The organism is Actinoplanes sp. NPDC051343 (assembly GCF_044455125.1).
In the GTDB taxonomy this organism is placed as follows: Bacteria; Actinomycetota; Actinomycetes; order Mycobacteriales; family Micromonosporaceae; genus Actinoplanes.
In genome coordinates this window covers 14,105-39,579 of sequence record NZ_JBITEL010000029.1, presented here as the reverse complement: position 1 = coordinate 39,579, position 25,475 = coordinate 14,105, and the positions used below count along the sequence as shown (strand labels likewise).

24 protein-coding genes and 3 pseudogenes are annotated in these 25,475 nt (G+C 67.9%); 11 read left to right on the top strand and 16 right to left on the bottom strand.

All coding sequences use genetic code 11. The annotated features are described in order from the left end of the window. Window positions 1-312: 312 nt before the first annotated feature. Together ACIA5C_RS47410 and ACIA5C_RS47405 are read left to right on the top strand one after the other, a co-directional pair. A complete protein-coding gene (locus ACIA5C_RS47410) occupies window positions 313-1,071 on the top strand; it encodes a BTAD domain-containing putative transcriptional regulator (RefSeq protein ID WP_396067747.1) in 759 nt (252 codons plus the stop codon). Between the two features lie 364 nt (window positions 1,072-1,435). Further along, a pseudogene (locus tag ACIA5C_RS47405) lies at window positions 1,436-1,633 on the top strand (LacI family DNA-binding transcriptional regulator); the annotation flags it as partial. A gap of 65 nt (window positions 1,634-1,698) precedes the next feature. Here ACIA5C_RS47405 and ACIA5C_RS47400 read toward each other — a convergent pair. The 8 genes and pseudogenes from ACIA5C_RS47400 to ACIA5C_RS47365 form a co-directional block, all read right to left on the bottom strand. Continuing rightward, window positions 1,699-1,965 (bottom strand): annotated as a pseudogene (locus ACIA5C_RS47400) (hypothetical protein); the annotation flags it as partial. A gap of 109 nt (window positions 1,966-2,074) precedes the next feature. After that, window positions 2,075-3,241, bottom strand: coding sequence for an MFS transporter (locus ACIA5C_RS47395; RefSeq protein WP_396067745.1), 1,167 nt, complete (start codon window positions 3,239-3,241; stop codon window positions 2,075-2,077). Between the two features lie 26 nt (window positions 3,242-3,267). Continuing rightward, window positions 3,268-4,245 (bottom strand): glycosyltransferase family 2 protein, encoded by a 978-nt coding sequence (locus ACIA5C_RS47390; RefSeq protein WP_396067743.1) that lies wholly within the window; start codon window positions 4,243-4,245, stop codon window positions 3,268-3,270. 8 nt (window positions 4,246-4,253) lie between these two features. Next, on the bottom strand, window positions 4,254-5,456 hold the full coding sequence (locus ACIA5C_RS47385) for a Gfo/Idh/MocA family protein (RefSeq protein ID WP_396067741.1): 1,203 nt from the start codon (window positions 5,454-5,456) through the stop codon (window positions 4,254-4,256). 45 nt (window positions 5,457-5,501) lie between these two features. After that, on the bottom strand, window positions 5,502-6,692 hold the full coding sequence (locus tag ACIA5C_RS47380; RefSeq protein ID WP_396067739.1) for an MFS transporter: 1,191 nt from the start codon (window positions 6,690-6,692) through the stop codon (window positions 5,502-5,504). Then, window positions 6,682-7,548: a phytanoyl-CoA dioxygenase family protein gene (locus tag ACIA5C_RS47375; RefSeq protein ID WP_396067737.1), complete on the bottom strand. Its 867-nt coding sequence runs from the start codon at window positions 7,546-7,548 to the stop codon at window positions 6,682-6,684. Before ACIA5C_RS47375 ends, ACIA5C_RS47380 begins: the two co-directional genes overlap by 11 nt. Before the next feature lie 19 nt (window positions 7,549-7,567). Beyond that, the gene (locus ACIA5C_RS47370) at window positions 7,568-9,583 is read right to left on the bottom strand and encodes a DegT/DnrJ/EryC1/StrS family aminotransferase (RefSeq protein WP_396067735.1); all 2,016 of its coding nucleotides are present in this window, start codon (window positions 9,581-9,583) and stop codon (window positions 7,568-7,570) included. Then, window positions 9,583-10,935 (bottom strand): radical SAM/SPASM domain-containing protein, encoded by a 1,353-nt coding sequence (locus tag ACIA5C_RS47365; protein WP_396067733.1) that lies wholly within the window; start codon window positions 10,933-10,935, stop codon window positions 9,583-9,585. The genes ACIA5C_RS47370 and ACIA5C_RS47365 overlap by 1 nt, the downstream gene beginning before the upstream one ends. 168 nt (window positions 10,936-11,103) lie before the next feature. Between ACIA5C_RS47365 and ACIA5C_RS47360 the strand changes: the two genes are divergently transcribed. Genes ACIA5C_RS47360 through ACIA5C_RS47350 form a run of 3 tightly spaced genes read left to right on the top strand, consistent with a single transcriptional unit; the run spans window position 11,104 to window position 15,121 of the window. Further along, window positions 11,104-12,264, top strand: coding sequence for a galactosyltransferase-related protein (locus tag ACIA5C_RS47360; RefSeq protein WP_396067731.1), 1,161 nt, complete (start codon window positions 11,104-11,106; stop codon window positions 12,262-12,264). Beyond that, window positions 12,261-14,150: a N,N-dimethylformamidase beta subunit family domain-containing protein gene (locus ACIA5C_RS47355; protein WP_396067729.1), complete on the top strand. Its 1,890-nt coding sequence runs from the start codon at window positions 12,261-12,263 to the stop codon at window positions 14,148-14,150. Before ACIA5C_RS47360 ends, ACIA5C_RS47355 begins: the two co-directional genes overlap by 4 nt. Then, window positions 14,129-15,121, top strand: coding sequence for a zinc-binding dehydrogenase (locus tag ACIA5C_RS47350; protein ID WP_396067727.1), 993 nt, complete (start codon window positions 14,129-14,131; stop codon window positions 15,119-15,121). The genes ACIA5C_RS47355 and ACIA5C_RS47350 overlap by 22 nt, the downstream gene beginning before the upstream one ends. Here the strand turns inward: ACIA5C_RS47350 and ACIA5C_RS47345 are convergent. Genes ACIA5C_RS47345 through ACIA5C_RS47335 form a run of 3 tightly spaced genes read right to left on the bottom strand, consistent with a single transcriptional unit; the run spans window position 15,099 to window position 18,122 of the window. Beyond that, window positions 15,099-16,511, bottom strand: a complete 1,413-nt coding sequence (locus ACIA5C_RS47345) for a glycoside hydrolase family 3 N-terminal domain-containing protein (protein WP_396067725.1) — start codon at window positions 16,509-16,511, stop codon at window positions 15,099-15,101. The genes ACIA5C_RS47350 and ACIA5C_RS47345 overlap by 23 nt on opposite strands. 4 nt (window positions 16,512-16,515) lie before the next feature. Then, window positions 16,516-17,133, bottom strand: coding sequence for a DUF1349 domain-containing protein (locus ACIA5C_RS47340; RefSeq protein WP_396067723.1), 618 nt, complete (start codon window positions 17,131-17,133; stop codon window positions 16,516-16,518). Next, window positions 17,133-18,122, bottom strand: coding sequence for a Gfo/Idh/MocA family protein (locus ACIA5C_RS47335; protein WP_396067721.1), 990 nt, complete (start codon window positions 18,120-18,122; stop codon window positions 17,133-17,135). Before ACIA5C_RS47335 ends, ACIA5C_RS47340 begins: the two co-directional genes overlap by 1 nt. A 585-nt stretch (window positions 18,123-18,707) precedes the next feature. Between ACIA5C_RS47335 and ACIA5C_RS47330 the strand changes: the two genes are divergently transcribed. Together ACIA5C_RS47330 and ACIA5C_RS47325 are read left to right on the top strand one after the other, a co-directional pair. After that, window positions 18,708-19,190, top strand: coding sequence for a hypothetical protein (locus tag ACIA5C_RS47330; RefSeq protein WP_396067719.1), 483 nt, complete (start codon window positions 18,708-18,710; stop codon window positions 19,188-19,190). A gap of 113 nt (window positions 19,191-19,303) precedes the next feature. Continuing rightward, window positions 19,304-19,765, top strand: coding sequence for a helix-turn-helix domain-containing protein (locus ACIA5C_RS47325; RefSeq protein ID WP_396067717.1), 462 nt, complete (start codon window positions 19,304-19,306; stop codon window positions 19,763-19,765). A gap of 20 nt (window positions 19,766-19,785) precedes the next feature. Here ACIA5C_RS47325 and ACIA5C_RS47320 read toward each other — a convergent pair whose 3' ends face one another. Together ACIA5C_RS47320 and ACIA5C_RS47315 are read right to left on the bottom strand one after the other, a co-directional pair. Then, window positions 19,786-20,850, bottom strand: coding sequence for an LLM class flavin-dependent oxidoreductase (locus ACIA5C_RS47320; protein WP_396067715.1), 1,065 nt, complete (start codon window positions 20,848-20,850; stop codon window positions 19,786-19,788). 165 nt (window positions 20,851-21,015) lie between these two features. Next, a complete protein-coding gene (locus ACIA5C_RS47315; RefSeq protein WP_396067775.1) occupies window positions 21,016-21,498 on the bottom strand; it encodes a PQQ-binding-like beta-propeller repeat protein in 483 nt (160 codons plus the stop codon). 109 nt (window positions 21,499-21,607) lie between these two features. On the opposite strand from ACIA5C_RS47315, the gene ACIA5C_RS47310 reads away from it, so the two are divergent. The 4 genes and pseudogenes from ACIA5C_RS47310 (at window position 21,608) to ACIA5C_RS47295 (ending at window position 24,344) form a co-directional block, all read left to right on the top strand. Next, complete coding sequence (locus ACIA5C_RS47310; RefSeq protein ID WP_396067713.1) at window positions 21,608-22,066, top strand: hypothetical protein; 459 nt, start codon at window positions 21,608-21,610, stop codon at window positions 22,064-22,066. Between the two features lie 362 nt (window positions 22,067-22,428). Beyond that, a complete protein-coding gene (locus tag ACIA5C_RS47305) occupies window positions 22,429-22,716 on the top strand; it encodes a hypothetical protein (RefSeq protein ID WP_396067711.1) in 288 nt (95 codons plus the stop codon). A gap of 353 nt (window positions 22,717-23,069) precedes the next feature. Next, a pseudogene (locus ACIA5C_RS47300) lies at window positions 23,070-23,445 on the top strand (arsenate reductase ArsC). Between the two features lie 374 nt (window positions 23,446-23,819). After that, window positions 23,820-24,344: a zinc ribbon domain-containing protein gene (locus ACIA5C_RS47295; protein ID WP_396067709.1), complete on the top strand. Its 525-nt coding sequence runs from the start codon at window positions 23,820-23,822 to the stop codon at window positions 24,342-24,344. Between the two features lie 117 nt (window positions 24,345-24,461). Here ACIA5C_RS47295 and ACIA5C_RS47290 read toward each other — a convergent pair whose 3' ends face one another. From ACIA5C_RS47290 to ACIA5C_RS47280, 3 genes are read right to left on the bottom strand one after another with little or no spacing between them, the layout of a single operon-like run. After that, on the bottom strand, window positions 24,462-24,665 hold the full coding sequence (locus ACIA5C_RS47290) for a hypothetical protein (protein WP_396067707.1): 204 nt from the start codon (window positions 24,663-24,665) through the stop codon (window positions 24,462-24,464). Continuing rightward, a complete protein-coding gene (locus ACIA5C_RS47285; RefSeq protein ID WP_396067705.1) occupies window positions 24,662-24,880 on the bottom strand; it encodes a hypothetical protein in 219 nt (72 codons plus the stop codon). The genes ACIA5C_RS47290 and ACIA5C_RS47285 overlap by 4 nt, the downstream gene beginning before the upstream one ends. Then, entirely contained in the window at window positions 24,877-25,419 is a 543-nt protein-coding gene (locus ACIA5C_RS47280) for a hypothetical protein (RefSeq protein ID WP_396067703.1), read from the bottom strand. Before ACIA5C_RS47280 ends, ACIA5C_RS47285 begins: the two co-directional genes overlap by 4 nt. Between the last annotated feature and the right edge of the window lie 56 nt (window positions 25,420-25,475).

Genomic DNA, 25,475 nt, shown 5'->3' with positions numbered 1-25,475 from the left:
TAGCTCGATCCGGTTTGGCCGGGCCGAAGAGTCGGGAGTTGCGGAGGCGAGCACGACACTTGGTGATCTTTTCGGTTGTCCACGCCAGAAGATCGCCTCAGAGTCGTGCTCGTGTCCTCATCTTCTCTGATCAGTCAGGTTCTTGAGGTGTCGGGGAGCGTCAAAAATCCATGATCACCTATCGGGCGTCACCCGCCTCAAGCGCGCCTGCGGTGGTCTTCATCCAGTGAATTCCCAGTTCAGGGGCCCCTTGATCAACACGCAATGGCCCTGTAAGAATGGTCTTCATTAGGCACGGGGGGATAAATCAAGATGATCACCTTCAATCTGTTGGGACCGCTGGAGATTCACGTAGATCATCGGGTCGTCGAGGCGGGCGAACCGCGGCGCCGCGCCATCTTGGCCTCGTTGTTGATCGATGCTGACCGCGTCGTGTCGTCGGCAACGTTGATCGCCCGCGTGTGGGGTGAGCAGGCGCCGGACCGGGCCAGCAAGGTGCTCGCCAGCCACGTCAGCAAGATCCGTCGGGTTCTGCGTCAGGTGGCCGAGGATGACGGAGGCTCCGTGCGGATCGTCAATATGTACGGCGGGTACCGGCTGACGGTTGATCCCGAGAACATCGACCTTCACCGGGCCCGCCGGCTGGCGCACGAGGCCCGCGACCAAGGACTCGATGTGGAGCAGCGCGTCACGCTGTTGCGGGAGGCGTTCGCGCTCTGGCGCGGTGAGACCTTCGCCGGTATCGGCGGCGACTGGGCTGACCGTACTCGTGACCGTCTCACCATCGAACACCTCGAGACCGTGGTCGCATGGGCGGACGCGGAGCTACAGGTCAACAACCCGACGGTGGTGCTCAACCCGATTACCGAGCTGGCCGACGAGTATCCGCTCATGGAAGACCTGACGGTCATGATGGTCCGGGCGCTGGTGGCGATGGGGCGCCCGAGCGAGGCGCTCGACCGTTGCCTGGTCCACCGGCAGCGCCTCGCTGACAAGCAGGGCACCGACCAGTGCGCACGGCTGCGGGCACTGTATGAGGAGATCCTGCACGGTCAACACCGGGCCGCGTAGAGCCCGGCCCGCAAGCCGTCGATCGGTACCATCCCCTGACCGTGGTCCGGGATCCGCACCAGCACGGTGCCCACGTTGGGCTCCTCGATGAGAACTGCCTGCTCGACCGTAGAATGCGGGTGGACAACGGAATCCCGGCAGGGTCAGGCAGCACAGCGAGGCTCTCGGTAATCCACCGCTTCCCCGATGTGGCGAACAAAGCCACTTGCCGGCCGGCGGAACGGGGGATCATGTCGGTCGGCGACCCCGCCCCCGGAGTCGTCGACCGGCATCGCCTCGGCCGTTGGATTCGACGCGGGGCGGGGTCCCCGCACTGGCCCCTTCGGACTGCGCACACCTGGCCAGCTGATGCGGGCGCCCGGGTATGCGGGTGGCTGCGCTGCGGCGATCGGGTGTACTTCGGTCAGCCTGGGGACAGAGGCCGGGGTTCTTGCCTGAGAAGCGGGTCACGCCTGAAGAGATCGCACGAGCAGCCGGTGTCTCCGTGCCCACCGTTTCGCGAGTGATGAATGGCCGGCGCGCTGTCTCCCCGCGGACCCGTGAGCGCATCGAACAATTGCTCCGGGCGGCGCGCAACTCGGCTCGTACGAACCCTCCGTACAGCGCGGTGGCCTCGGTAAGGGATCGAGGAGTCAGACCCGCGATCAATTTCGTCGTGTTGGCTGGACGCTGCCGGTTGTCGCCCGGATTGATGCGCTCCGGGGAGTACGCCACCAGGAAGTCCGCCCCGCACACAAGGCCGGACGCGCGTTCCAGGATCGGCACGCAGACGTCTCTCGTCGTTTCCGGGAAGACGGTGGATTCGACGACGACGAGCGAGTCGCGCCGGAGGACGCCGCCGAGCGCTCGGCAGGCGTCCGAGAGCCGGCTGGTGGCGTCGACCGGCGTCGGCATCGATGAGGACAGCGGCGCAGTCGCCGAGCCGGGTGACGTCGGAGGCGAACTCCATCTCCGGCTGTCGTCGGCAGGCTGGACAGGGCCGGCGCGTCCCTCGTGGGAACCGCTACGCCCGCAGGACGGGGCGGTACAGCGGTAGGACAGCGAGCATGAGAATCACCACGAGGACCAGAGCCGTCCTCAGGCCAACCACTTGCGAGGTCGACCCGATCAGCGCGGGCCCGCTCAGTAGGCCCGCATAGCCGAGCGTGGCAACGATGCTCAGCGCCCGGCCGACCTGTTCGGAGTCGTTGCCCGCCGCCCGGAATATCTGTGGTGTGATGCAGGAGAGGCCGAGGCCAAAGATTCCGATGGCCAGCACGGCAAGTAACCATGCGGAGGTCGACAATGCGAGGCCGTAACCCGCGGCCGCGAGCACGGCACCGACGCGCACGAGGAGCTTTACCGGAACGCGACGCGTCAGTGCGTCGCCCCAGAGCCGCCCGATCGCCATCGAGAGGGAGAACGCAACAAATCCGCTGGCCGAGGCTTCCGCGGAGGCGTCCAGGGAGGTGCGGAGGTAGAGCGCGCTCCAGTCCGCGGTCACCCCTTCCGCGAACAGGCACGCGAATGCGCAGAGCCCGAGCATCACGACGCCGGGGTTGATGTCTCTGCGCCAATCCCGGCGCGGCCGCTGCTGGACAACGGCGTCGCCCCGGTCGTCCGGAAGCAGGGCCGATCCAACAAAGCCCGCGACGACCGCCAACGTCGAGCCCAGGACGCTGAAGGCGAGCGCGGGGGTGATCGCATTGCTGGCGCACCATGCGCCGAGCCCGGCTCCGGTCAAGCCGCCGAGGCTGTAGCAAGCGTGGAACGAGGTCATTATCGAACGCCCGTATTCTCGTTCGATGCGGATAGCCTGCGCATTCATTCCTACGTTGAGCAAGCCTCCGGATACCCCGATCGCCAGAAGAGCAACTATCAGAACAGGTACATCGGGTGCGAGCCCGAGACCTGTCAGGGCTACGGGAACGGCGACGACGACGGGTCGGGTGACCCGGTCACTTCCCCAGCGGTCTACCAGTTGCCCGACTCCGACCAGGCCGACCAGGGTCGCGCCCGCGGCTACGAAGAGAACGGCTCCGAGGAGACCATTACTCATCCCGAGGCGTTGCTTGACGTCGGGGATGCGGGCGTACCAGGACGCGAAGACCACGCCGTTGATGAAGAAGCAGGCGGACAGCGCGCCTCGCGCCACGGCGGCCTTGGGTGGCCGATGCACGTAACTGAGCATGAGGGTCCGTATCGGGCTAGGGGTATTCAGCTGGGACCCGTTGTCATCGACAACGGCTGAAGAACGGCATCGATTGCCGGAATCCGGTCGGCGAGCACGTCCTGGGCCAAGGCGTGCCGGCCTTCCGCCTGCAAAGTTGAGGCCAGGCGGTGGAGAAACCGTTGGTGCAGGGCGGCGGCATCGAGGGCATCGACGGTGCCGGCCTCCAACGCCAGGCGCAGGGCGGACACAAAGCCGTCCCGGTCCACAATTGCCTTGATGAGGTAGTAGGACGAGCCGATGCGGGTTCGATCCGACGAGCCGACCGAGGCCTGCGGAACTCGGTATCGCCCGGGAATGCCGTCAAGATAGGCGAAGTGGGCTCCGCCGGCCGACATCCGAAGCCACGTATGCCCGTCCTCGGCCCCTCGAACCGGCGGAAAGGGGTGCGCGACCGCAACGTCGGTTCGCACGCTCACAGTCGACGTAAGCGTCGTGTACCCGCTTTCGGTGCCGATGGCTATCCAGGCATTCGGGCCCTCGACCGGCTTCGCGTGGGATCGAATTATCTCCGACACCGACGGCGTCAGCCGATCGATGCCGACCGGGAGGTCATCTTCGTCGATGACCTGAAGACCGGAGTACACGAATCCCACGTGCGGCCGGGACGAAAATGTCTCGCGAGTGACCTCCAGCCGTTGTTCATGCGAGATGTCGTCCGCGTCATGGAACAGGATGAACGGCGCGCGTCGCCCGGACGCCCAGGCGACACCGACGTTCCGGCATACCGCCTGGCCTTGATTGACCGGACGCTCGATCACGGTTATGCGACCTTGATCCGCGCCGCGCAACTCGTGTACCGCCGCTACGGCATCACGTGGCGGTGAACCGTCGTCGATAATTACCAGATGCCAATGCGGGTCGGTCTGTGCGAGCAGCCCGTCGAGCGCGCGACGCAGGTATCGGGCAGACTCCCGGCTCTCGTGAAAGTAGGGCATGACGAACACCGGCGGCTCCGCGTGCACGACGCCACCTAAACCCGGGCGTGCTCGGCGACGGCCCAGGGCGCCGGCTCGATCGGGTCGAACGTGGTGTGGATCGGAAACGTGCCCGGCTGGATGACCGAGGCGTTGATTGCCAGGACGACCTCGAGAACGTGAAGGCTGTGGCGCGCCGAGAGTCGGTGCGCGCCGGTTCCCCGGACAGCCTCGGCCAGGTCGGCGACTCCTCGGCCGAAATCCATGTCGTGAGTGTCGGAATAGCGATGTGGGTAGTCCGCGGGACGTACCGGGGGATAGATCTCCGGATCAGAGAGATAGTGGTGGCGGGCCGTCGATTGCGTGGTCTGGCGTCGCAGAGTGACCGGAGCCGCATAATCCCAGCATTCCGACACCGATAGCACGCCGCTCTCGCCGACGATTTGCAGGGAATGGTTCTCCGGCGCGACGGTTCCGCAGGTAAAACGCGCGACCACACCGGACGAGAAGCGAAGACAGGCGCAGGCGAAGTCGGGTCCCAGGGACTGCTCGGGTGACCGTCCCAACTTCTCGGGAACGACCAGCGCGGCGAATGAGGAGACCTCGCGCACGGGGCCGAAGAACGACGTCAGCCAATTCAGATAGTAGGCGGCATGTTCGACGACGGGGCCGACGGCGAACTCGTCCTCATATGGCCACGGCGCGCCGGAACCGCTGATCCAGGAGCGATAAGGCATGAGGTGTATGGCACCGTCGTCGAGGTCCGCGTAGACCAGACGCGGGCGGCCGATGGCGTCGGAATTCAGCGCGTGCCAGATGGTCTGGGCCGTTTCGCCGAGCTGAGAGCACGGCGCCGAGGCCAGTTGCAGGCCGGCGGCCTCAGCGATCTGCACCAGCTCCGTCGCCTGCGCCATGGTTTCCGACAGGGGCTTCTCGCTGTAGACGTGCTTACCGGCGAGCAGACTTTTTCGGGAGACGTCGTAATGGCTCGCGGGATTGGTCAGGTTGACGACGATGCCGACGTCGGGATCGGACAGCACCTCGTCCAGGGAGGAGTATCGGTGGAGCTGGTGGTGTTTGGCGAAAATGTTTGCTCTCGTGGCATCCCTGTCATAGCAACCTCGAATGTCCAGCACCGGGTGATTGGGAAGAGTTGCCAGATAGAAGTCGGCGACGTAGCCGCATCCTATGAGCGCAATTCCGATAACCTCCCCCGGCGTGCCGGCGTGAGAGCGATGTGGTTCCCCCGTGCGGTTCACGCGTTCCTCGCATTCCTTTTTAAGGCGCCGCGCGCGATGGCGTTGTCAGGGCCGTCGAACGGCGCTCGGTGTTCGCGCCAGGGCCGGTGCGGCCACGGCGATGATGGCGATGGCGACCAGGGTGAAAGCCAGCGCGGCCGGCAGACCGGCCCATTCGGCCACCGCACCGATGACCGCTGGTCCACCCAGTAGGCCGCCGTAGCTCAGAGTCGTGTAATGGCCGATCGCGGTTCCGGAGGCCGATTCGTCGGCGGTGCTGTGACCGACAGCGCTGAAGGCGAGCGGATTGATCGGGGCTATACCGACGCCCGCCAGCACGAGACCGGCCATGGCCAGCCAGGGGCCCGGGCTCAGCAGAATGACGAGCAGGCCCACCGCGAAGAGCGAACAGGCCGCCCAGACGAGACGGACGGGACCGAGGCGTTCGGTGGCCCGATCGCCGGCGTAACGGGCGAGGGTCTCGGTGAGGGTGAAGACCGTGTAGCCCGCGGCGGCCAGCGCCGCGGCGGCGTCCTTGTAGTCGCGCAGGAATACGCCGATCCAATTGGAGACGGCACCCTCGGCCAGCATCCCGGCCGCTCCGATGGCACCCAGCACGAGGACCCCGGTCGTCCAACCGGAGAGCCAGGACGAGATGCCGCGCGGGGACTCGGTCCGGCGGTCCGGCTCGCGGACCTCGAGCAGTCGGCGACCGCAGAACCAGCCGAGCGGGACGAGCAGCGCGGCGACGAGGGCGAAGTGCCATCGCTGCGAGACGTCGAGCGCGATGACGCCCGAGCTCACGGCCCCGCCGAGAATGGCGCCGGCGCCCCACGCGCCGTGCAAGCTGTTGAGGACGGGCCGGCCGAGCGCGCGTTCCACCGCGACGCCCTGCTCGTTGGCGGCGACATCGAGGGCACCGTCGAAGGCGCCGAAGAGGACCAGCATGACGATCGCCTGCACGATGTTGTCGGTGAAGGCGACGCCGAGCAGGGCCACCGGCAACAGCACCGATGCCACCTGCACGACTATGCGGCTACCGATTCGTGCGGTGAGCGGGCCGACCACCTGCATCGAGGCGAGTGCGCCGACCGTTGGTGCGACCAGAGCGAACGCCAATGTTCCCGGTGCGGAAGCCAGCCGGTCACTGAACCGCAGAATCTCGGTGAACCACGTCGCGATACCGAAGCCGACGAGGAAGAACGTTCCGGCGACGGCGCGCCGGGCACGGGCGGGAGCCCGCTCGTCAGGCGCCATCGTCAGCTGACCAGGTGCGTAGCCAGCGATCGTCCGGGCGCTGATGTTGGGCCACGAAGCGTACGTCGACCGACATGCGCATCGTCGGCGTCGCCGTGTCGAGTGAGGCGTGCACGATGTGCGGACCGTGGAACACGACGTCGCCCGCGCGGAAGTTCGCCCACAGCCAGCGCCGGCCCAGCTCGCGCCCGACCCAGGTCAGATCGTGGCTGAGCGGTCGATCGTCTCCGGGCCGGTCGGTGACTTGCCGCAGCTTCGCCAGCTGGGCGCGATCGATGAGGTGGGAGTCTTCGAGGTAGACGATGCCACCGGACTCGACCGGGCAGTCGCCGATGGGTATCCACGAGGTGATCACCGAGCTAGTGCTGCGATCCATGTAGGCGTAGTCCGTGTGCGCACGTGAGGACCGCCGGGAGGACGAGTCGAAGTGCCGCAGGATTACTCGCGGCAGCATGGTGGCCTTGTCGTCGAGGAGTGTGCCGGCCAGCGCGTGCAGCGGCGAGGAGTCCAGGAACCGGGTCAGCCGCCCGTCACGGACGAGGGAGTGCGCCGGGTGGCCGGGCATGCCGTGCGCTCCCAGTTCCGGCGGGGTCGTGCCGGAGAAGACGCCGGCGGCGGGAGTGGTGCCCACCCGTAGGTAGGACGGCGGAAACCGCGCGAAGTAGTCCTCGCGCAGTTCCCAGACCTGTTCGGCGTCGAGCACCCCGCGGAGGAACACCACGCCGTGCTCGTCGAGCCGCGCTCGAAGTGCGCCGGGGTCGTCGAGCAGCGCGGTGCTGTCGGGTAGCGGCGCCGTGGTCGCATCGTCGAACGAGATCGGTAACCCGTTCGAGGTGACCGTGGCAGGGCGGTTCATCGATTCCCCCGGTTTTGTCTCATCCAAGCTCGGTACGCAGTGCGCGCACCACGGTCAGCTGCTGTTGTTCGGTCATCCCGTTGAACAGCGGAAGGCATATGTGACGGCCGGCGAAGTACTCGGCGTTCGGATACGACCCTCGATCGGCCCGGCCGGCGAAGTAGGGCTGCTGAGGTACGAGCGTGTCGTACACCCCACCGGACAGCGAGACCCCGTGCCGTTCCCGCAGGCGCTGCCGCAGCGAATCGCGGTCGACGTCGTCGTCAAGCAGCGCCACATACTTGTAGAAGTTGCTGCGGGAGACGGCCGGCGGCCGGTACACGCGCAGTCCAGGGACCTGGGCGAGGAGATCGTCGTACTGGGCGCCCAGGGCACGCCGCTCGCGGACGATGTCCCCGAACCGTTCCAGGTGCGCGATGCCGACCGCGGCGTGCAGCTCGCTCATGCGCCAGTTGCTGCCCAGAAGGGCGTGCACGTTGGCCTCGAAGGACGCCTTGCCCTGGTCGCGGTACCGGCGGGCGGCGTCGGCGTCGTCCGGCCGGGCGCACGTGACGAGGCCGCCCTCGCCGCTGGTGGCGACCTTCGTCGGGTACAGCGAGAACGCGGCCAGCCGAGCCAGCGAGCCGGCCGGCCGGCCGTCCCAGGAGGAGCCCAGCGCGTGGGCCGCGTCCTCCACCACTTCGATGCCCCGTGCGGCGCACTCGGCGAGGACCTCGTCCATCGCCGGCGATACCACGCCGGCCAGATGCACCACGACCACCGCGGCCACGTCGTCGTGCCGGTCCAGCGCGTGCCGTAACGCCGACGGATCCATGCCGAGGCCGTCGAGCTCCATATCGATGAAGTCGACCTCGGCTCCGGCCCGGATCGCCGAGGCGGCGGTGGCGAAGAACGTGTTGGCGGGCACGAGCACGCTGCGTCCGGAGACCCCGACGAGCCGGAAGGCGATCTCGAGTGCGGCCGATCCCGAGGCGACGGCGACGGTTGTCGCACCGGTCCAGGGCTCGGCGAGCTCCTCGAGCCGCTCCCCGAACCGGCCCAGCGTCAGCGAGCCGGAGGCGAGCGAGGAGTCGATCCGGTCGGCGATTTCGAGACGCGACGCCACGTCGAAGCTCACCCGGCCGGCCGGCACGGTGACCCGGCTCGTCGCCGGCTCGGCCAGGGAACGCCCGAAGAAGCGCGCGGCCTCTTCGACGTCGGTGCCGTGACCCATCGGCAGAGCGAGGACCTCGGCCCGCGCGCCCGTGCCGTCGTACGCCGCCTCGATCGTCTTGCCGGCGGCGGCGGCGTCCGCGGGATCCAGGAGGGGGTCGTCGAGACCGAACTGCACTTGCAGTGGGGCGGGTGCGAGTGCGGCGTAGAGCTGCGGGAGGTCCGCGTAGCGGAGGATGCCCGGGAGTGCGCCGCCCTCCGGTCCGGTGCGCCGGCTGCCGTAGAGGACCTCGTAGCTGCCGAGATGGCTCGCGGCGCAGAGCGGCACCGGGCGGTCGAGCAGGAGCGCGGTGTGCAGGGCGACCGCCGCGCCGAGGCTGTGGCCGAACACGCCGAGCCGGTCGGGGTCGGCCCGGCGGTGCCCGGCCAGCCATCGCACGGCCGCCGCCGCCTCCTCGGCCAGCTCGGCGATCAGCGACCGGCCGGACAAGCCGAGCAGAGCCTCCTCGCCGGGCGAGATTCCGTAGTCGAGGGTCAGGGTGACGAAGCCGGCCCGGGCCAGCCGCTCGGCCACGTTGCGATCCGGATAGTCGGGCGGCTCCAGACCGGTCACCCGGCCCAGCGTCGCGTTGCGTCCCGGGCAGACCAGTACGGCTCCCAGACGCTTGTCGCCCGGCGGAGCCAGCAGAACGGCGTCGATTCGTCGGCGTCGCTCGTGGGAGAACACGTAGTGTTCCCGAACCAGCCCGTTCTCGAGCGTGCTGTCGACGCTCACGACCGTGAAGTCGAACGTTCGCGCCGCGGTGAGCCGGGCGACTATCTCACGGAGCCGGGCGGATGTGGTCGAGGCCGGGGCGGTCTCGATGACGCGGTCCCCGGGCATCAGACGAAGTCGGCGTGCAGCGTCCGCGGGACCTCGACCTGGTAGTCGCGGAGCGCGTCGTCGAGCTGGATCTGGCCTCGGTGCAGTAGTTCCAGGAGCTCGTTCTGCGGACGGTAGAAGCAGCTCTTGCACAGATCGGTCCGGCGCGGGTTGGTTGCTTCCCATTCGGCCCGCGGACCGCCCTCGAGTACGTTCTGGTATCCGTCCTCGATCACGTTGCCGATGCGGTACCGGCTGTTGAGATGCACCTGGGGACACGGATAGAGGTGGCCGTCGGCGCCGATGGCGGTGACGAAGCGGCTGTAGTGGCAGCGCTCGAAGTCACCCTCGACCTCCTCGACCTGATCCATCGGACCGCGGTCCAGCTTCGGCGTCGACACCTCGAACTCGTCGGTCGCGAGTTCGGATACCTCGTCGAGGGCGGCGCTCACCTCGCTCATGACATCGAGGATGGTCTCGTGCCCGAGAGCGCTGTAGAACTCGGGCTCGTATCGGACGTAATGCGCTCCGGCCGCCTTGGCGAGCCGTGCCGACTCCCGGATCTCGGCGTAATTCTGCATGGTGATGACGTAGTTGAATCCGATGCGGAAGTCCGGGTCGGTGGCGCGTGATCGGATGGCGCCGACCGTGTCGACGAAGCTCGCCAGCGTGTTCTCACGATCGCGTGTGATCTCGTTGAAGGTGGCCTCGGTGCCCGCGTTGAGCCCGACGCGTACCCAGGTATGGGTGTTGACGATTGCGTCAGCGACTTTCTTTCGCCGCAGTCGGGAGCCATTCGTGATAAGCCCGATGCGAAGGCCGGCGTCGTGCCCCGCATAACAGATGTCGGCATATCCCGGATGAATCGTGCACTCTCCGCTGCCGCAGAATGTAACGGCCCGTCCGTCGGCGGCGGCGAATTCTCGCAGCAGGCCGATGCTCTTCTCAGTGGAAAGTGAGTCCTTGAACGAGAAGAGGTCGTAGAAATTCTCTTCGTTGGGCGAGTGGAAATTGCAGAAGTTGCACCGCATGTTGCAGGCGCCCATGATGCCGATCCGCAGGTGGATCGGGCGGATCTCCTGGCCTTCGATGAACTTCCGCAGCAGGTCGCCGTGTGCGAGCACCTTGTCAGGCGCGTGTGCCTGGTCGAGCTGGACGACGGGTAGATCGTCACCATTGCTTGGGCGGGCGATCTGATAAAGAGGCTTATTCTGGTCGACCGACACGATTTCCCCGTTCGCTCGGAAGTATTTGGATGGCTGGCCACGGCGCCGCTGAACAGCGCAACCGGAAACTCTGCCGGTGGTGGCACCACGCATTCGGGTCAATACCCAATGCGACGTTCCGCGGCTGACACTAGGCCGCCGCGACAAGCACTGTCAAGACTGTTCAACGTGGACTTTCGCGGACCAAGCGCGTCGGCCTCCGTCGATGAAATGACCTTGCGCATCAGGGAAGATCATCGTTAACATGTTGCTCCGGCAGAGCGGGGGACGACGATGCCGTATGACGGAACAAGTGTTTCCGCAGCTCCGGAGACCGTGCGCAAACTGGCCGAACGACTCGTCGAGTACGTCGTTCTCGCTAATGATCCGGCGGTGCCGCTGGCCGCGGCCGACTTCTGGGCACACAGCGTTACGTATTATCGGGACGCCGCGGCGACGGCCGAGGCATTGGCCGCCGGCAAGGCGCACGTGGCGGACGCGCTGCGAGCGGTGGCCGGCGAGCCGCAATCGGGCCGGTACGAGGCACGGCTGATTGATGCGCTGACCGCGGAGCTGACGATCGACGGCGACCGTGCCGCCGAGGTCGGCCGGGTCCTCGACCGCTGCGACGAGAACGTCTACGTCCGTTACCACCTCGGCCTGGGGTATCAGCCGGCCACGCCGCCGGTGGAGCTCGCCGAGGCGGCCGGGTTGTCGTCGCTGCGTGCCCCGGCGCCCGCCGGTGAGCCGCTGGTGGTCATCGGGCTGCGTGATCGCACCGGTGGCGCTCGCGCCCGGAACCTGCTCGCCTGTCTGGCCGCCTTGCGTGACCAGAGTCTGGTACCGACGATCGTCGTGGTCGAGACCGACAGCGAACCACGTTGGCGTGAACTGATCGAGCCGTTGGTCGACCGCTACATTTTCGCCCGCCACGATGGGCCCTACAACAAATCGTGGGGGGCCAACGTCGGGGTGGTGCACGGTGCCCCCGAGGCGTCGTCGATCTGCGTCCTGGACGCCGACATCCTCCCCGACCGTGACTTCGTGGCCCGTAACGTGACCCGGTTACGTGACGGCGAGTACGACGCGCACCTGCCCTTCGAGATCCTGACCGCGATGGACGCGCCGGCCAGCTCGCGCGCCATCCGGAGCCGATGCGCCGCCGGCCTTCCCGACGTCCCGGCCGAGGAGATCCGGGCACTGCTGCTGCGCGACGTGCCCGGGGCCTGCCTCTGGATACGCCGGGAGTTCTACGAGCGGCTGGGTGGCCTCGACGAGCGTTTCCAGGGCTGGGGCGGAGAAGACGACGACTTCTTGGCCCGCATGCAGGCCGGTGGCCGCGTCCGGCGGTACGACGACCGCCTTCTGCACCTGGCCCATCCGCGTCCCGCGATGGTCGACGCGCAGGGCCGTCCGTTCAACGCGCACCTGAAGCCCCTCACGTGGACCGCGGCCGAGGGATTCGGCCGGCTCTCCGGCCCGAGCGAATCGAAGTGACCATTGTGGACGGCGTTTACGCCTCGACGACCTCGGTGTCGCCGGGGGAGAACGTGGCTTTTCGGTTGCTCGGCGGCGAGGGGCCGACGGGCGAGGTGACGGTCACCGACGTCGCGACCGGCGAGGTGGTGCTGGCGACCCGGACGGTCACCGGACCGCAGTGGTGCCTGAACGTCCCTCTGGACTGGCCCAGCTCGCTGTACGTAGCCACCTTCGACACTCCCGACCCGGCCCGCGGCGAGGCGTACTTCGTGGTGCGGGCCTCGCGGCCGGGCGGGGTACTCGTTACCGTGCCGTTCCTGACCTGGCAGGCGTACAACCGCCCGGGCGTACCGGGTGAGGGCCTCTACCTGACCGAGCAGCCGGACCGGGCCCGGCGGGTGAGCTTCGACCGGCCGGGCGGCGGCAGCAGAGAGGCGGGCGACTGGGAACTGCCGTTCTACCGGTGGCTCACCGCCCACGGGTACGCCGCCGACTACTGCTCCTCGATCGACCTGCACACCGGCGCCGTCGACCTGGACAACTACCGCTTGCTGATCAGCCCGGGGCATGACGAGTACTGGACCTGGGAGATGCGTGACGCCGTGGAGGCGTTCGTCGACGCGGGCGGCAACTTCGCGGTCTTCTCGGGCAACACGTGCTGGTGGCAGGCACGTCTCGAGGACGACCTGCGCACGCTGGTGTGTCATCGGGACGCCACCGAGGATCCGATGACCGCGGCCGACCCGTCCCGGGCGACCGTCGAGTGGTCCAGCGCGCCGGTCGGGCGTCCGGAGAACACCCTGCTCGGCACCAGCTGGCGTCGGGGAGCCGGGTGCTGGGAGAACTTCGAGTTGATGAACGACGCGGCGTTCACGACCCGGTTCGCCGACCACTGGGTGTTCGAGGGAACCGGCCTCCGGGACGGTGACCACTTCGCGCAGGGCGCGGTCGGCTACGAGACCGACGCCGTCGACTTCGCCGAGGCCGACGGCGTGCCGTGGGCAACCGGACGGGACGGCGCGCCGCCCTCCACCGTGGTGCTCGCCACGGCCGACCTGCGGCACTGGCGCCAAGCGGGCCAGGGCGGCCAAGCCACCATGGTTGTATTACGTCGCGGCCGGGGACAGGTCTTCAACGCTGCCACCGTCAACTGGTGCAACCGCCTCACCGATCCGGTGGTCGACCGGATCACGCACAACGTCGTCCGGCGGCTGAGCGAACGCCGGCCACCCGGCTCGTGGGAGGAGATCGGCGGCTGCGCCGGGCTGACCGCACTGGCCGCCGCCGAGGGCCTGCTGTTCGGTGCGACCGCCGACGGGAACCTGGTCGCCCGCGACATCGCCCCGCAGAATCTGCGATGGCGGCCGGTCCAGGACGGCGACCACATCGTGGCGCTCGCCGTGCCCCGCGAGTCCGACGCCGGCCGCCCGTACGGCCTGTACGGTCTCGGCCGCGACGGTCAGGTTCGGTTCCGGGATCCGGTCGCCGAACCGGCTCCGTGGAGCGTGCTCGGTCCGGCGCCGCGCGGCACCACCGACATCGCGCTGGTGTTCGAGAGCCTGTTCGCGATCACGTCCACCGGCGACCTGTGGTGTCTGCCCCTTCGCAAACCGGTGGAGCCCGGAGCATGGGAGCGGATCGATCGGGTTCCGGCCGCGACCTGTGTCACCGGGCTCAACGGTCGGCTCTACCTGGCCGACGAGAACGACCGCCTGCACCTGCGTAGCCCGGCGGCGGAGCATCGCAGCCGGCAGCTGCCGGGGTCGGCGGGTGGCTCGCGGTTCCTCACCGGGCACGCGGGTCTGCTCATCGGTGGAGGGCCCGACGGCCGGCTGCGGTGGGCGAGTACTCAGCACACGAACCACGACACGGGGAGAGACGAATGCGCAGGTACGAACTCATAGGGCGGCAGGATCTCCGGCTGAGGGAGGACGTCGAGACGCCTCGGCCCGGGACCGGCGAGGTGCTCGTCCGGGTGGGCTCCAACTCGGTCTGTAACCGCAGCGATCTGGCGTACTACCACTACTACGGGCTACGCGACCACTGTGCCACCGGATGCTTCGGGCACGAGATCGCCGGCAGCGTCGAGGCGGTCGGCGACGGGGTGCACCGTATTCAGCCGGGCGAGCGGGTGTTCGTCCGGACGCCGCTGACCTCGGGATACGCCGATTTCGCGCTGGCCCGCGAGATCGCGGTGGGCCGGCTGCCGGACGACGTGGCCTTCGAACAGGGGTCAGCGTTGCAACTGTTGCCGCTGGCGGTGCACGCGACCCGCGGTGTTCGCCTGGGCGACCGGGTGGCGATCGTGGGGCAGGGCCCGGTCGGCCTGATGGCACTTCAGGTGGCCAAACTTCGTGGCGCGGCCGACGTGACGGTGTTCGATCTGGACGAGTGGCGCCTGGCCCGGTCCTCGGAGCTCGGCGCGGACCGGATCGTGCACAACAAGCCGGGTGCCGACCCGGCCGGTGAGCTGGCCGGAGAATTTGACGTGGCCATCGAGGCGGTCGGCACACCCGGCACGGCGAACGCATGCGTACGCCTGGTACGCCAGGCCGGTCTGGTTGTCTTCCTCGGCACCCACCACGTCGACACACACGTCACGTTCGACATGGTGGCCTGGGAGAAGAAGGGCCTGCGCATACACACTTCGGCCGAGCCGACGGACGAGGCCCGGGCCGACGCCATGCGTACGGCCCAGCGCCTGATCGACGCCGGGCGGATCCGGCTGGCCGAGCTCACCACCCACGTCTTTCCGTTGTCGGATCTGCCGAAGGCGATCGATCTGCTGTCGGCGAGTCGCACGCTCGCACCCGAGGGCGAGGAGATCTATGCCGGTCCGCCTCGGCGGGTGCTCAAGGTCGCCGTGGTTCCGTGAGCAGGTCGGCCACCGCCTCACTGCTGACCGCCGTGGCGGACGACGTGGTGAGGTAGGCCGCGCAGCGCGGCGCCTGGCCGACCGGCAACCCCATCTCGACCACCGTGGCGTCCGGGCGCGCCTGGAGCGTCGCGGTCAACACCGCACCGACCCACGGGTGCCGGTATGCATCGCGTACGACGATGACCAGCGGCCGATCGGCGGGGATCGCGGCCGGCTGGAGGCCCTCGCGGTCCACGCGTTCGCCGGTCGTACCCGCCCACCGCCGCGTCATCGCGGCGAGCAGGCCCCACGGTGTCCGGAGCCCGCGCACGCCCCAGGGAGGCGCCAGTTCGATGACGTGTGGGGCCGTCCGCAGCGGTGTGATCGTGCCGGTGACGCGGATGGCGTCGTGGGCCGCCGTCCGGCCGATCCCGGTAGCGGTCGCGTGCCCGTCGGTCGACCGCGCCCGATCGCACCAGGCGCTCAGCCCGGACACCCGCCCGGCGGCTTCGGCCAGCCGCTCTTCCGGCAACCGACCGGCGCTCACGGCCGCGATCAGGGCGTCCCGGACGCGCGTGAGGCCCGCCGCCGGATCCTGCCAGCCGCCCAGAAACAACGCGTCCGCGCCGGCGGCGATCGCCGCCACCGCGGACTCCTCCAGGCCGTACGCACGCTCCAGCGCCGCCATCTCGAGCGCGTCGGTGACGACAAGACCGTCGTAGCCGAGTTCGCCCCGGAGTATGTCGGTCAGCAGGGTCCGGCTCAGAGTCGCGGGAAGATCATCGATCGCCGGTAACCGGATGTGGGCCGTCATCATGGCGCGCGCGCCTGCCTCAGCCGCGGCCCGGAACGGTCGCAACGGTCCATCGAAGAGTTCACCGGCGTCGGTGCCGACAGTGGGAAGGCCGAGATGGGAATCGAGTGACGTGTCGCCGTGGCCGGGGAAATGCTTCACGCACGCCGCCACACCGGTCGCCTGTATGCCTTCGACGTAGGCGACGACGTGCGAGGCGACCGGACCGGGCGATGAACCGAACGAGCGTGTGCCGATGATCGGGTTGAAGGGGTTCGAGTTCACGTCCGCGACCGGCGCGTACTTCATCGCGATGCCGGCGGCGGCCAGATCGTGGCCGATCGCCGAGGCGACCTTCCCGGTCGTCGCCGGATCGAGTACGCCGAGGGCCCCGTTGGCCGGCCAATCCTGGCTGCCGCCGGCCTCCGACATGGCGACGAGGACGCCCGGGTTTTCAGAACGCAGGGCGGCGACCGTCTCCGCCGCTCCGTCCCGATTCCACAGCAGCGCACCGCCCAGCCCATCGGCCAGAGCCCGCTGTAACCAGCCGGGCGGATCGTCGCCGGCGAAGCCGAGTTGGATGACCGCGGAGGCGAGACGCCGCAGTTCCGCCATCGGGTCAGGACCCGTCGCGCAGCTCGGCGAGGCTTCGGCGGACGAAGCCGATCTCGTCGAACGTCACCGTGCATCCGTCGCCGGTCGGCGATTGTGCCTCGAACCCGATGCGGTGGCCCGACAGGTCGTCGCCCAGGGTGAAGACCCGGATCAGACGCCACGCCGTCCCGTCCGTCGAGGCGTGGTAGGCATAAACGCTGTTGATGCGGGACACCCGCAGCCGGACCGAGTTGCCCGGCACGGTGAAGGCGTTGGCATCATCGGAGACCTCGCGCGTGACGACCGAGACCACCATCGGTTCGGCCGCCGGGGAGTACTCGAAACAAAACTTTGCCCAGTGCCGCTCGTCGATCCAGAGCAGCAGGACACCGGCGTCGTACTGGGCCCGGAAGTCGACGGTGATCCGGGCGCTCAGCTGGAAGTCACCCGCCGGCGGTACGCCCAGCAGCGTGGCCGCGTTGAGCATCGACTCGGCATCCGCGGAATCCTCACCGCCGGGATTCACGTAGAAGTCCGTGTGCCCCGGTGCCTTGGCCACGACGCGACCGTCCCCTTCGGACCGCCAGACATCGGGATGGGACGGCGTGATCGGGAACGGTAGGGCGGGAAGGTCGAAGGTCATCAGACATCCTTATCGGAATAGACAACGCCGATCTGGGCGCGGATCTCGTCGAGTATCCCCATCACCTCGAGTGTGGTGTCGAGCGGCACCAGATCGCTCTCGCCCCGGCCGGCGGCCAGGCAGGCCATGACGTGCTCGGCCTCGTGTCCGAGGCCGTTGCCACGTCGGGGCGCCTCGACCTGCTCGGACCGGCCGCCGGACACCACCGTGAAGCCGTCCATTCGATAGAAGTCCCGGGGAACCACGATGTGGCCGCGAGTGCCGACGATCGTCGCCGAGACCGGCCCGTCGTTGACGATGCCGCAGTGCATCGTGGCGACGGCGCCGCTGTTGTAGGCGAGCTGGATCGCGGTGTTCTCGTCGACACCTTCCGGAGTGAGAGTGGCCAGAGCTTGAATGCGCTGAGGCATGCCCAGCAGCGCGTGCGCGAGCGTGACGCAGTAGACGCCGAGATCGAGCAAGGCGCCGCCACCCAGCCCTGGTGCGCGAACCCGGTGCTGGGGCGGGAACGGGCCGGCGATGCCGAAATCGGCGTGGAGCGCGGTCACCTCACCGATGACTCCGGCGTCGATCGTCTCGCGCATCCGGCGGAACGCCGGAAGGGTCCGGGTCCACATAGCTTCCATGAGGAAGACCCGTCGCTCGCGGGCGAGCGCCACCAGCTCGGCCGAGCTCGGCCGGTCGAGCGTCAGCGGCTTCTCGCACAGCACCGGCTTCCCGGCGTTCAAACACAGGCGCGTCGCCGGAAGATGAGCTGAATGCGGGGTCGCCACATATATGACGTCGACGTCCGGGTCGGCAGCGAGCTCGGCCCACGAGCCGTAGGCTCGGGGAATGCCGTGCTTGGCGGCGAACGCCTTCGCGGTCCGCACTCGCCGGGATCCGACGGCTGCCAGCTCGGCACGGGGCACCAGAGCGAGGTCTTCGGCGAACGCGTTCGCGATACCACCGGTGGAAAGAATTCCCCAGCGCGTCGTGGCGCCTGTCAAAGTTCCCCCTGCTGCCTCGGACGCGTGGAGACTCATCATGCTGCTCGGGTGATCGCGCGGCCGGCGCCGTCCGCTCGTCCTCGGCGCGTGATGGTCTTGTAGCTCGGAGGGGTCAGTTTATACCGTCGTCGGGCGCCGAAAACTATCGCGTCGGATGTCGCGCTTTCGCCGACCTGGCCGCAGGACCGGCTTCGCTGTCGGCTCGCCGGTGACTCGAGGCTCTGTCTTCGGGCTCGGGTTGCAGGAGTCGGCGAGCCGGTGGTGTCCGGACAGGACATGTGCAGGTCGCTGGCGGCGAACAGGGTGCCACTGATGGTTCTGACCGCAATCAACGGCGGCGCCGCCAACCACCATCCCAGTCGAAGACAGGGGTCGTCGCCGACGTCGTCGCGGTCGACCAAGCCAACAGAGACGACGGGGTCGACACGGGCTGGACGTCGAGGAGTCGGTGACAGAGGACTGATCACCATGCGGACGTCAACGCAAAGCTCAGCGTGTGTGTAGTATTTTTTGGTAATTCGTCGGTTCAGGACAGCGAACCGACACTGGCTCCGAGTCGCGCGGAGAGATGGCAGGGAAAAGCACATGACCGCATATCGTGTTGTCATCACACCCGAGAGCGACGCCCCGGGCCGAGGGCAGGCGGTCATCCGGGTGGATACCACACCCTCGCCCCGGATCGTCGAGGTCACCATTACCGCGAGCGGCGCCGACGGGCTGTCGGGGCCGAGCCTGCTGGGCATCGATCTCAATGGTGTGATCCGCGCCCTGATCGCCGGTGCGCAGCCGGCTCCGGATTCGGTAGCGACGCCACCGGCCACGCCTGCGGCGTCGGCGCCTCCGGCGGAGCCGGACGCCACGCGTACCGTGTCCGGCGCTCGGTCGGGCAAGAAGGCCGCCAAGAGCGATCGGCCGTACCGTCAGATGCCCGAGCCGGCCGAGCTGCAGGCCGTCTTCGACGAGGTCGGCACCGTGACCGGTGTGGCGGCGCGCTACGGGGTTCCCCGCCACACTGCACAGGGCTGGGTGGGCCGGTTGCGTAAAGCGTCGGGGAACTCCCGGTCATGACAGAGGGCGTCGGGAGCCCGAAGGAACCGCGGGTCTTCACGCTCACCGTCACTCCGGAAGGCTGCACCGAAGCCGGCTTCACGGCCCGCGTCTCGGTCACGCGAGACCGGGCGGTGGCGACGGAACTGTCGTTGCGGATCAGCCCGGAAAGCACGGCGCTGCCGACCGCGCTCGCTGAGCTCGATTTCGCCGCGCTGACGCGTGCCGCAGCTGCGCTCTCCCGTGGTGATTTCAACCTGGCTGTGCCACCTCAGGAGCCGCCGGACGACGGAACCGACGATGCGACGGCTCCGACAGTCGACGGTTTGCACCCGAAGCCGGAGCCACTGCCGGCCACTGCCGGAGGCGCCCCCGGCCGCCGCCGCTCAAGCGCTGTCCCCGGCGCCGGGTCAGGACCGACGGGGCTGCCCGCCGACCTCGCTGTCGTGTACTGGAGGCTCGGCAGCGCGACGAAGGTGGCCGAGCACTACGACGTCACACCACAGACCGCGCGCGCCTGGCTCAAGACACTTCGCGGGGAAGGAAAGGTGCGCGACCCGTGGGGCCGCCGGGGCCGTCGTCGAAGCGACACGTAACCCGGACAGCCGCATCCTGCTCAGTACGTTCGATCATCGGACGCCACCTGGATCTTCACCGACGCCATCGCTGTGGCCCTCTCGATTGCCACCATCGCCTCCCCAAGATCATCAGAGGAAGCGGGGATGTCCAGGACGATGGTCCGAACACCATCATCCAGATAGGAGCTCAGTAGGAACGCCACATCGCTGTGGCTTCCGACGAGGTAGGGGCAGAAGGTCTTGTACGTGCGGAACGGTCTCAGCCAGTAGTTGTCGGCGTACGTAAGCTGTTGGTCTGCGCGCGTGGACAAATCGCGATGCCAGACCGAGGAGACCGTTTTCTGGACGATATTGTGAAGCTGCCGGCCGAGATCGTCGTCGGGGAAGCGGTCATTCGCGTCACGCCAGGCTTCTTCGGCGGAGTCTCGCGCGATGATACCCAGTCGCACCCCGGTACCGCGACGCCCTCGCTGCGCCGCCGGCCGCCCAACGAACTCCTCCGGCGGAGTAGGGTACGAAAGTTGCACGACCTCGAGTGCATCGGCCACGGCGGCACTGGCCGGCGACGAACCCGACACGTAGTACCGCGGCACCAACTGCGTCGCGACACGGACATTCGTCCGGGATCTCGCCAACTGGTAATGCCGGCCGTTGTGTGTGGTGGAGGCCTGGCTGACGAGTCTTCGCACGACATCGGCGTACTCGCGCAGCCGTTCGTACCGCTGATCGTGATCGAGCGTGTCACCGAGGCTGGTGAGATGCCTCTGGAACCCTCCGGATACGAAGTTGACATCCAACTGCCGTCCGTACATCGTGGCCAGCGAGGCGATGGTGTTCGCCACGACGAACGGGTGATGGTAGAACGGCTGCACGGCGACCATCGGCACGAACGCGGAGGTGCCCGCAATGGTGGCCTGCGCCACCGCCCAGGGGTCCATCAGTGATGGGTCGGTGTACACCAGCGCGCCCCGGCAACTGTGCTCCTCGGTCCAGCGAGCGACATCCACGACGGCCTTCAGGTAATCCGTGCCGGACGTGTTGCCGGCTGAGGTCGGACAAGTGGTGTAGACGTCGAGATCCTGAGATGTGTCTGGCGTTGTCACGCGACCAACTCGATCGATGATCGCAGGTGACGCCTCGCCGTCGTTGTCACATTGCAAAGAAGTCGACGCATGTCCGAAAGGGCCCCCGCTACTATTGGACAACGAAGTTCGTCAAAGTCTGCAAAGTATAGGTCCGCCCCGAACCGGCGGTCTACAAGCGATACGTCAGAGACCGAAGCACAGCAGGACGTGGCCGGGGATGCCCCACGATGACGTGAAGCCGGACTGCACGTAGAGCTGACCGTGCGAGACGACCGCTCCGCCGACGCCGGGGATGGAGCCGCCGGACGCGGTCAGGCCGTTGACGCCCGTGTACTGCCGGATCGTGTCGTACTGCCACAGGATCCCGCCGGTGCTGCTGTTGTAGATGCGCATCTTGCCGTCGATGCTGCCCTCGTACACCAGCCCGGGCGACGTGGTGACGGCGGCCGCCAGGGACAGGTTGCACTGCGGGAAGGCGGCCGCCCCGCCCGTGGTGCAGCCGTCGGACGGGTTCGGGTTGCTCCACAGGATGTGGCCGGTCGTCGGGTCCAGCGCGAACAACGTACCCGGCTTGGCCTGCCAGCTCGCCACGTACAGCCGCCGGCCGTCCCAGCTGGTGCCCCACTGAACGGATAGCGGCCTACGGCCGGCCCAAAACCCCGCCAGGGCTACGCCCCGGCGCTGCCGCCTGCCTACTCAATGCCTATTTCGAGTCGGCCGATGACCGGATGCCGTCGGCGGCCAGGAGTGATGTCCGGGTCGGTAGCATGTCGTGATGGTCGACAGGACGTGGCACATCCTCTCTCACGCATCTCTCATGGACATGTTGCAGTTGTGCCGGGCCGCGATGCAGCGTGAGGTCGACCGCAATATTGTTCCGACCTTTCGCCAGACGCTGGAGCTGACGCTCCCATGGGGAATGGATGACGGCGATGCTGTCGTGCGGCTGACGGTCACCGGCGCGCATTCCACGGAGGACGGGTACGACCAACGACGCTTCGCGGTGGTCGTTTTCGCCGAAGCGGTCAGATTCGGTAGGGAGTTGGACGCGCCTCGCTACCCCGGTCACGACTCGCCGCCCGTACGCCGACGCTCGGTACCGCCCTTGACCAGAAGCGTCGCGGATTACTTGCGTGAACAGACCGGCGGTGAACCTGTCGTGGAGGTGGGTGACGGATCGCTGCGTTTCGCGCTCGTCGCCTGGCCGCAGCCTCTCACGCCCAGCGGGTACTGACGCCCCTTCACGCGCCGCTCAGTCACCGATGAGCTGCCAATTAGCACGAACAATGCGGCGGTACGGAGTCGGTTCACACCAACAGCACCGAAACGCACTACCTTGCCGCCATCGTGCCGGCCGACAAGCTGCGGAGGTGCCTGGTGTCGGCAAGTGCGGACCCGGTGGTGAGACGCCGGCGAGCTGGCGGCCTGTCGGCCGCTGACGCTGCAGGCTCGGCGATCGGGGTCCAGCTGGGGTCGCGGCCGACGCACGATCGGCCCCGGCGGTGGGAGCAGATCGGGGTCGCTGCCCTTGGCTGTACGCGTTACGGCGCAGTGTCGTAACGCGAACCAGCGCAGTCCGGGATAGTCTTGCCGTATATGGCTACCTATCGCAGTGCCTCAGTGCTTCTCTCCTCGGACGGCACCAGGACCCCCGGCACCGCCGCGCTCTTCGCCGAGCCTGCTCGCAAGGGCGGTGCCGCGCCGTGGGCCGGCGACTTCCGTCCCGCCAACAGCGCTGGCAATGGCCCTAAGAACGCGGTCGGGAAGACCTTTACGTTAGAGCTGCCCGACGGCAGCACCGGCAAGGTCGTGGTCCAAAGCCTCAAGAGTGGAAAGGGCGGCGTGGTACTGGCGTTGATGGGTGAGGACGCACCCCCCTTCTGACCAGGAAGCTCATCGCCGCCGAGGTCACCGGGCTGGACAGCCGGTATATGGCCCTGCCGGTCATGCGTTCAGATGGCTGCCGCGGGCGTGCCTCACCGTTGGCTGTGCGTCCACGACGGGGTGCGGTGAACTCATCTGCCGTAGACAACGCGCGTTGAGCCATCACTCGCAATCGCCAGGGTGCCGGGCGGCGGCCATCGCTCGGGGAGAACCTCACGACAGGGGACGCCACCCGGCACTCTCTGAGGATATGCAGGTCCATGATCCAGTCCTCCCGGTCCCGTCATCGCTACTGTCGCGTCGTCGAGCATCTGTCGTCAGACGATGTCGGGTAGCCGCCGTTTCAGCGCCGCATGGCCGGCCGTTCCCACATGGCCGTCGGCTGGCTCGCCATCTCGCAGGTGACCGGGTCGAGGTGCACTCGGCCGGCTCTGAGCCCGTCGACGAGATCAACCCGGCTGCCGTCGAAGCCATGCGCGAAGTCGGCATCGACATCACCGACCAGACGCCGAACCGCCTGGAGTACGAAACCGCGCAGGACTTCGACGTCATCATCACGATGGGCTGCGGCGACGCCTGCCCGGTCTTTCCCGGAAACGCTACGAGGACGGGTAGCTCGACGACCCAGCCGGCAAGGGCGTCGAGGCCGTCCGCCCGATCCGGGATGGTTTCCGCGCCCGCATCGAGATGTTGCTCGTAAGCCTGGTCCCGGCTACCCGTCTGTCCTGAGAACCAGCGAGTCAACGGGGAGGCGGGTGTCCTTCCTGCCCGCAAGGCTCGAGCGGCCGCGCGAAATACGGACGGCCAGCGCGTCAGGAGGCGCGCCGAGACGCCGCATTCCTGTCCGGCTGGCAGACCAGTACAGAGACAGCCGCCGGCCGGCAAAGCGTCCTCCGGGACATGTCGTCAAGCCTTGGTGGTATCTCGGTAACTCTGGACGGTGACATCGGGCTCGGCCGGAATTCGCGTCCTACCCGACGTGGGCAGAACGACGGGCAGGTGTGGCGGCGCCAAAGCATCGATCATCACGAGCTGCGGCCGGGGGACAAGAGCAGCCGGCCGGGTGCAAGCCGACCCGGGGCTGGAACCCGCGGGATCAGTGGGTGATCTCCCCGCCCGGCGCGCATCCGGCACTGGTCAGCGAGGACACGTTCCTGCGGGCCCAACAGATCAGCGCGCTCCCGATCCCGGACGACGCGAACCCCGACCGCTACCAGCTCGCCGGTCTGGTGATCTGCGGACTCTGTGGCCGGCGAGCAGAAGGCCACTGGGCGCACGGCCGGGCTCGGTACCGAGGCCGGCACGGTCACACGAGCGCGAGCGCCGTCCACCTCGAGCATCCGAAGACGCTGTTCGTGCGGCAGGACCGGCTGATTGAGCAGGCCACGATCCAACTGGCCCGTCTGATCGACTCTGATGCTGCCAGCATCACCGTGACCGAGCTCGCCCGTCAGCTGCGCGAGCGGGGTATCACGATCGTGTGCACACCGGTGGCCATCACCCTCGACACCGGATGCGCGGAACCAGAATCCGAGCCGACCCCGACGGAACAACCCAGCGGTCAGTTCCTGCTGCCGATCCCGCAGCCGCGGCGGGCAACGAAGAACTCCCACCAAATTATCCCGTGAACGTGAATGACTTTGGTGGGGTTAACGTGTCCGGAGCTCCACACCAGAGTTGCTCACACGGCGATGGCGACCAGGGAACTGGCATGCGTGCCGTGATACGCCGCCGGTCGACGGCGCTCACATCAGAGTGACCTCGACGGTGAAGCCGCGGGCCATCGCGCCTTCCAGGTGGGCGGCATGGGCACCGAGATATTGAATCTCCCCGGTGCTCCGTTCGGTGATCACGCCGATCACGACGTAGTCGTCGGCGTCGGCAGTGTCGTCACCGCAGATGCAGCACCGGATGCGTTCGGGCACCGGGCCGGTCCACTCCGCGCTCACCGATCGTCCTCGGGGTAGCCGTCGAGGTGAAAACCCGCGGCGAGAGCGCCATTGAGGTGACCGGCGTGGGCACCCAGATATTGGATCGCGTCGCTCGGCGCCGCGGTCAGGGCCAGCACGACGTAGTCGTCGGCGCCCTCGGTGTCGTCACCGCAGACGCAGCAGCGCAGACGCGTCGTGACCGGGCCGGTCCACTCCCGTTGCTCGGGGCTCATTCCCATTTCCCGCTGTCGATCTTGTTGTTCAGATAGTTCTGGGTGGCGTTCTTGATCGAGGTCACCGGCTTCCTGCTGGGGTTGTTCATGTCGCGCACCACGACATCGTAGGTGCCGTTGCCGTTGTCGAGGACCTTGACGACGCAGCCGTCGTCCTGGATGTACATGTCGCCGTTGTCCCACACATGCTGCTCGTCGACGTCCCGCATGCCGGTGCGGTCGACACCGTGTACATCCCGCGCGGCGGTGCTCCCGGTGTGGTCGGTGCTCGCCGGCGAGGTCTGGTCGTCGCTCGACGCGTGCATCATCAGATCGCCCAGACCACCGACCGCCATAGTCCCGCCGGAGACAACGGCCGCGGTGGAAACGACGTTGACCGGGACGCCGACCACGGCACCGATGCCGGTCGCGTCGAGAACCAGCCCGCCCGCGTCACCGCCCGCGCCGACGATCATCAAGCCGGCGCCCGCGGCAGCCAGGGCCACATCGCCCGGGTGATGGACCGCGGCATTGCCGAGCGACGCGGCGCCGTTGATCACATGGGCGCCCGCGTTCTCCAGATCGGCCCCGACATCCGAGAAGAAGTCGCCGACCT